At 63.2% G+C, this 1568-nt stretch carries 1 protein-coding gene; it reads right to left on the bottom strand.

Translation table 11 applies throughout. The annotated features are described in order from the left end of the window. Nucleotides 1-1446 (bottom strand): M48 family metallopeptidase (locus DVDV_RS21675; RefSeq protein ID WP_075356635.1); only part of this gene is annotated, 1446 nt, incomplete at its 3' end. Between the last annotated feature and the right edge of the window lie 122 nt (nucleotides 1447-1568).

Here is a 1568-nt window from a genome sequence, read left to right as displayed (position 1 = left end):
CCAGAACTCGGAGCGTTTCTTGATGGTTTCTTCCAGCTTGGCCAGTTCGCGCCGGTCGGCATCGGTCTTGGCCGCGGCCTTGGTCTTCTCGTGCTGGAATTTGACCTGCTCGGGGTTGCCCTCGTAGACGGCGGCGTAGGTCAGGTTGAGATAGGCGTGAAAGACGTCGCCGGCCTGCCCGAGAACCTGGCCGTAGATGGACCGGATTTCAGCGTTTTCCGGCACCCGAAGGCGCACTTTCTCCAGATAGCTGACAGCGGCCTTGGGATTGCCTTCCTGGGCCAGCATCCGGCCGTATTCGAAATTGGCGTCGATGTCGGCGGGATTTTGCGCAAGCGCCGCCTCAAGCAGGCTCTTGGCCCGGGCGAAATCCCGGATGCGCAGATAGTAGCGGCCGGTTTCGCGCAAAACCAGGGCGTCGTTGCCGCCGCAGGCCAGGGCTGCGTCAAAGGCGGAGCGGGCCTGCCCCATGTCGTCCAGGGACCGGGACAGGGCGATGGCCAGCCCGAGCTTGTCCAGGCAGGTCATCTTGTCGCCGAGCTTGCGGAAATAGGCCACGGCGTTTTTGGCGTCGGTGTAGCGGGCGCGCACCAGCATCTGGGCGCGCTTGAAGGTGGCGTCCTGATCCTTGCGGTTTTGCACGTCGCGGGGCAGGAGCTTGATCCGGTCCTTTAAGTAGTTCATGCGCTCGTCGATGCCGGGGTGGGTGCTTAAATAGGTGGGGATGTCCCCGCCGCCCTGCATCCATTTGAGCTTGCGCATGGTTTCGAAGGCCTCGACCAGGCCCTGGGGCGGATAGCCGGCGGCCACGAGGTAGTTCATGCCCACCTGGTCGGCCTCGCGTTCGTCGTCGCGGGAATATTTGAGATAGGCATGGGCCGAGAGGGCCTGGGAACCCACGGCCACGGCCGTGCCCAGGTCCTGTTTGCCGGTGGTCTGGCCAAGCACCACCCCGGCCAGGACGCCGACGAGCTGGCCCAGGGAAAGCAGTTTCATCTCGCCCACGCGCTTGGCGATATGCCGCTGGCTGACATGGGCCAGTTCGTGGGCCAAAACGCCGGCCATCTCGGACTCGTGCTCCATATGGAGCAGCAGGCCGGTGAAGACAAAGACATAACCGGCCGGCCCGGCAAAGGCATTGACCGCGTTGTTGTTGACGATGCCGACGGTGAAGGGAAAGGCCTGGGGCGGCATGGCTTTGACGATGCGGTCAACCACGCCCATGACGTAGTCGTTGATCTCGGTGTCCTCAATAAGCGGCAGCCGGGATCGGATGAGGATGTTGAACTTCTCGCCAAGCTCCCGTTCATCCTTGAGATCGAAGGAAAAAAACGAAGCCTGGGCGCAGGGGGCCAACACCGTGGCCACCACAAACCAGACGGCAGCCAGGGCCGCTGCCAGTCGCCGGGACCTGCCCGGCCGGGGGGAAAAGCTACGGACGAACATGGTTGCAACCCTACGCCGATCCGGCAGCGAAGGAAAGATGGTGGTGCACTTGGTTCGCGCTGGCGGTAAAATGCCGAGATTTCTGATAGTTCAAAGGACTGTCGGGGTGGGCGGCCCGGGCC

Origin of the sequence: Desulfovibrio sp. DV (assembly GCF_001936595.1) — a bacterium.
GTDB lineage: Bacteria > Desulfobacterota > Desulfovibrionia > Desulfovibrionales > Desulfovibrionaceae > Solidesulfovibrio.
This window is presented reverse-complemented; position numbering and strand designations above follow the sequence as displayed.